The 5,531-nt window shown below is 43.1% G+C and carries 4 protein-coding genes and 1 pseudogene; 1 reads left to right on the top strand and 4 read right to left on the bottom strand.

Annotation, left to right across the window (positions count from 1 at the left end):
* Both PX481_RS18850 and PX481_RS18845 read right to left on the bottom strand, forming a co-directional pair.
* Positions 1–1,548: pseudogene (locus PX481_RS18850) on the bottom strand (hypothetical protein); the annotation flags it as partial.
* A gap of 942 nt (positions 1,549–2,490) precedes the next feature.
* Entirely contained in the window at positions 2,491–3,567 is a 1,077-nt protein-coding gene (locus PX481_RS18845) for an AI-2E family transporter (RefSeq protein ID WP_288095425.1), read from the bottom strand.
* Between the two features lie 211 nt (positions 3,568–3,778).
* Here PX481_RS18845 and PX481_RS18840 point away from each other — a divergent pair, with 211 nt between their 5' ends.
* On the top strand, positions 3,779–4,546 hold the full coding sequence (locus PX481_RS18840) for an ABC transporter ATP-binding protein (protein WP_288024588.1): 768 nt from the start codon (positions 3,779–3,781) through the stop codon (positions 4,544–4,546).
* 205 nt (positions 4,547–4,751) lie between these two features.
* Here PX481_RS18840 and PX481_RS18835 read toward each other — a convergent pair whose 3' ends face one another.
* Entirely contained in the window at positions 4,752–5,075 is a 324-nt protein-coding gene (locus PX481_RS18835; protein ID WP_002760093.1) for a hypothetical protein, read from the bottom strand.
* Positions 5,072–5,356 carry a hypothetical protein gene (locus tag PX481_RS18830; protein WP_002760094.1) on the bottom strand — a complete coding sequence of 95 codons (285 nt, stop codon included), beginning with the start codon at positions 5,354–5,356 and terminating at the stop codon, positions 5,072–5,074. Before PX481_RS18830 ends, PX481_RS18835 begins: the two co-directional genes overlap by 4 nt.
* Positions 5,357–5,531: the final 175 nt, after the last annotated feature.

Below are 5,531 nucleotides of genomic sequence, written 5' to 3'. Positions count from 1 at the left end.
TTGAACATTAACGGTAATCACTTTCGAGGTTTCTCCCGCCGCAAAACTGACGGTTCCTGAGGGTAAGACTCCCCCCACAAAATCAGTGGCATTAGCTGCACTGGTTCCTGAGCCTGTTACTGCCCAGTTGACGTTATTGGCTCCTGTGGTATTAACTGCACGAGTAACGGTAAAGGTAAAGGCTTTGCTGCCACTATTCCCTTCCGTTTGGTTGGCATTGGTCGCCGCGATCGCCAAGGTGGGATTCGTGCTAGACCCCGCTAACTTCCATCCCATGTCTTTAAACAACCCCAAGGTTACAGGGCCAGGGTTAAGGATACTTTCCCCAGAACCAATAGAATAGGTCATGAGAGCGTTGGGAGTATTGTTAAATACTTCATCCAAGTGAGCGTAACTTGATCCACCACTCCAAGTGCTTGGGGCGTAGAGCTTAACTCGGTTTCCGCCATTAGCAGCATTGGCATTAGACCCATCAAAGAAAATGTTGTTACTGGTAAGCTGACTGCCCAAAGCAGTAGAAGGATTGGGAAATAGGGACGTATTCAACAAACTTTGTCCAGAACCATTCTCGGTAAAACGATCATAAATTCCTGGAAACCCTGTGCCGAATCCCCACGAGCCTACGCCAGATTGATTGTCCATCAAACCCAAGAAACCTAAACCATGACCTAGTTCATGCAGAACAACACTGACAAAACTAATTTGATTGGTGGGTACATTATTGTCTAACCCGTAATACCAGTTAAAGTTACTGTTGAACTGGGATCCAATATCACTTGCTGTCGGATCTAAATCTTGTCCTGCCAAGGAATTTGCTAGTGCAATAGGATACCAGGTATTCGTTTGAGGTGCTCCAGAAAAATTTATGAAAAAGTCCTCTGGCCCAGCCTGCCCCAGAATACCAGAACCTAAATTAGCAAAGGAAGCATTGACATTAATCGGTACAGAGGAATCCAGTAAACTCTCCCAAATATCTACGGCAAACTGAAAGGCCGTTTGCGCTGCTGGGGTAAATCCTGTGTAATTAACATTGATAACAGTATTGCTTGTAGGAAAATTAACTTGTCCCGTTGATGTCAGGAAATTGGTCGGTAATCCAACCCGAAAACGACTGGGATTGGGATCTAGAAAAAGAGAAGCTTTCGGCAAAAATCCCCCCACCTTGGAGGACGTTAGCATTTCCCCCAGAGCGCTACTTCCTGTCTTCGTCATACCCGTATCGTGAAAAGGGTCGTCAACGCTTTCCCCAGTATTCTGTAATAGCTTCCCCTCTGTCTTCAATGGAGAGGGAAGGGTTTGGATAGCGGGAAAGACCACTTGACCCGTAGCAGTAGGGGAGACTGGAACCGTGGGGGCCTCAGAGGAGACTGTAGATGGGGAGGGGTCAGAGTTCAGGACTCCTAAGGGAGAAGTTTCCTTCGATACAGTTAAATCGTCGGAACCTGTTAAATCAAAGGTGATTGGGGAGGCTCCATCAAAACTCAAAGAATCTGCTGGAGATGGCATATTTGTACTAGATAAATTGGAACTTACTTGTGTTGTCTTCATGACTTTACCTACCTAATTGTCCGAAAATTAATCGGTTAATTACTTAAGTTTGTTGAATTCTTTCTGTTTATGGTTAGGGAAAAAGACAAGCCCAACTTTTCTGCCCTGGGGCTAAATCTCTCATCTATTTATGATTATAAATAGACAAGTTTAACAAAAAAATAAATTTTTTCTTAAATTTATCCAATAGCCTGATGAGTCACAGCAATAAGAAAAGCATTATTGAGAATGAAAAAACGTGAAAGTATTAAGCTGCCTGTGCATTTAAATTACTCCTTGAGGCGCAGTTAAAATTCGTTGCGTAAATGCGTCCTAGCTTACTAGGTCAGGGTTTCTCAATCAACAGAGTAAATACTAAGACTATTTTCCAAAAACTGTAGCCCAATTATAGAAAAGATAATTAAGTGGATAAATCGCCTCTTATTGTTTCTGTGTGTAAGGGAGAAGAATAGAAATAATTTTCTAAAATATAGTCTTTAAAACCTTGCCTAGCAAGACTTGTATAAATAATAAGCACTAATAAATATACCAGGTTTATCAGAGACAATAAATGGGTAATATTTGGAGATAAAAAGTAATTTTTTGTTTAATAACTGGTAAAATTTTTTATAGTTTTTTAACTGATTTGCGATTTATATTTTTTAAATATAAATCAGTAATTTTATTTATTTTTCTATTAATTGCCAGCCAAATATACACCTTTATCTTCTTACAATAAATCAGCCGCCACATTCAAATCAATACCTATTGCTTAAATCAAACCTTCTCCTCACTTCAGTCTGGTTTCTGCGGTTTGATTGCTTGCTGTCACCAACTGAAGAAATCTTACCTTTAGATGAGCCTACTTTTACCTCAATCTGCTTAACCGGAACCGTGGCTAAATTAATCTTTTTTTCCTAAGTTTCCTGGAAAGATTAAGGTAAAAATTAGCTCTATCCGCCCTTAGATTGGCTGATCATGGCTATTGGCCACCGATTCGGGGCTATCCTCGCCAATCCAAGCCCTAACTAACTCGTAGCAGAGACCGAGCAGAACCGGTCCGACGAACAAACCAATAATCCCGTAGGCGATCACTCCCCCGAACACCCCTAGCAGAATCACCACCATGGGAATGGGCAGACCGCGCCCCATTAAGATCGGTTTGAGGAAATTATCCACCAAGGTGGCGGGAATCATCCAGATGGTAAACAAGAGGGCGATGGAATGGGGTAGTGTTACCCAAGCGTGAATGAGCGCCCCCAAGACAATCAAACCAGGGCCAATTTGGAGAATGCCCAAAATTAGGGTGAGGAAAGTTAATAAACCGGCTGCAGGGGTTCCCACCGTCACTAAACCGATGCCGATCAAAAGACTCTGGATAATAGCAACGCCAATAACACCACGGCTAACATTGCGGACGGTGGAGGCGGTTAGACTGGCCAGCGCGATGCCTCTACCCGGGGCGATCTTTTCCGCTAACCGGTTCATCGGGCGAGTCAGATTTTTAGCCGAGAGGGTGAGGGCTGCCGCAATCAGAATCGAGGCGATAAATTTCAGCACCGTCAGACCAGTACTGGTGGCCAGAGAAAGGGATATTTTGCCCAGTTCTTTTAATTGTGGCTCGAAGCGTTGAAGAAATTGACCCGTGTTATCCGATGCCTGCTGCCAGAGACCGGCAATCCTTTCGCCAATCAGCGGCCAGGTGGCCAGATCGTCGGGGGGAGGGGGAATCACCGCCGCACCAGTATCGATATATTCCGCCAGCGTTCGCAGATTACCGGCCAGAACCGCTGCAATACCACTCACCGGACCGATAATAATCCCTAGACAAAGTAGGGTGAGGAGAACTGTGGCCAGTTTCGCCCGGCCCGCGAGTAACTTTTTTAACCAGAGAAAGAGCGGATACCAAGCGATCGCTAGAATTGCTCCCCAGAGGATCATGGTTAGGAAGGGACGCAGTAGGGTAAAACCGGCAAATAACAACAGGCCGAGAAAAAACAGCCGGATGACGAGATCGATAATTTTAGCGTCATTTTTCATCAATAGCGATCGCCTTTTGGCTAGATGAGGACATTGCTGCAATTATGGCAGTTTTTCGTTATCGGTAGTGATTCGCTGGTAGTGGTCAGCCGTCTTGCTTATCTGGTGGGGATTGTGTAAAATATTTCCTAATCAAAATAATTGCCCGATAAATCTTTACTTCCAATCGTCTTGATCGAGTAAAATCGACTAATTTAATCTATTAACAAGGATGCAAGCAAATTTATTAGAAGTGCGGGGAGCCACCCGTCGATTTGGGGGATTAGTCGCTGTGGATGGCGTTGGCTTTCAGGTACAAAAAAACGAGATTTTTGGCTTAATTGGACCGAATGGGGCGGGAAAAACGACTTTATTTAATCTGATCACCGGTTTAATTCCCCTATCGAGTGGTGATTTAATTTATCAAGGCGACAGTTTGGCGAATTATCGTCCTCACCAGATCGCTAAGGCAGGAATTGCCCGTACTTTCCAGAATTTGCGCTTATTTGGTGAATTATCGGCTTTAGAAAATGTTGCGATCGCTGGTCACATTCATAATAGCTCCAATCTCTGGACAGGAATTTTGGGTTTACCAGCTTCGAGAAGGGAGGAGGAAAAAACCTATAAAAGAGCGGGGGAATTATTAGATTTAGTCGGACTAACCGACCAAAGCAATCGAAAAGCCCGTAATTTAGCCTATGGTGATCAAAGACGCTTGGAAATTGCCCGCGCTTTAGCTTTGCAACCCCAGTTATTACTCCTGGATGAACCAGCAGCCGGGATGAATCCCAGCGAAAAGGGGTCATTAAGTCAGCTAATTCGACAAATTCGCGATAATTTAGCTCTAACCGTCCTGTTAATCGAACATCATGTGCCTTTAGTGATGGGATTATGCGATCGCATTGCCGTGTTAGATTTCGGTAAGTTAATCGCTTTGGGAGATCCAGCTACAGTCAGGGAGAATCGCGCGGTGATTGAAGCTTATTTAGGGGATGAATAAGGATTTTAGATAATTCCTCTTCAGGTTAATGGGAGATAAGTAGGTAGGCGTTAAAAATTATCAGACACCACCCTTATCAAGGGGGACTAAGGGTAGGGTTGATTCATGAATCAACCCTACTATGAATCAACTCTAGGACTGAGGGGGGATCGAACCTAAAATCCATTTTTAATTTAATTATAACCAGCTACTTAACAATGATTATTTAATTACCAGAGATAGTCAAAAAAAGGGTTAAAGTTTCTCCCGATCGATATTTTGTCATAAGTAGGGACGCACAATTATTTGTAGGATGGGTTAGCGGTAGCGTAACCCATGCTAACTCATCCAGTCGCTTAATTCCTTTAATCTTGTTAGTGCGTAACAACTCTCGACGCACCTCATAATCAGCAATTTCTGGAAGAATAACCCTAATAGCTGCTTTAATTAGGGTTTGTAGCCAACAATTACAAGCTAGACTTTCAGGCGCTCGCTTAGGATTAGTAATTAAACCGATAATTCCCGTATCTAATAAAACTACTCTATTCACCAAGTTACTCCCTTTAAGTGAGCCAGAAATAAAGGACGCTCAGATAAGCGATCTTGGTCAAGTGCTTCGATTAAATATTCACCGGTTTCTTGTTGTTCCTGTTCATCTTCTTCATCAATCCAAGATTGAAGTAAATTAACCAGTTTGGTCTGTTTTTCTTGTTCTAAAATAGTATCCTTAAGTAGCTTGAGGACATAAGCTTCTAGAGAAAGACCTTTCTCCCTCGCTTTTTGGCTGAGATATTGTTCGATTTCTGATGTTAAATTAAGAGTTAGTGGCATGGGCTTGACTTGAATCAATTTATCGTGTCTTTAACTAGGGTCTGCTGAAAAAGTTTTTCCTAGAAGCAGGGTGTAGGGTGTAGGGTGTGGGGTGTGGGGTTTTACCGATTTTGAGGGGGTCAATTACCTAATTTTCAGGGAAAAAGTACCTGAATTTCCCCCTGATCACTCCCAT

It is taken from the genome of Microcystis sp. M53603_WE2 (assembly GCF_030065435.1).
Note: the sequence above shows the minus strand (reverse complement) of the source record. Positions and strands in the feature narration are given on the sequence as shown.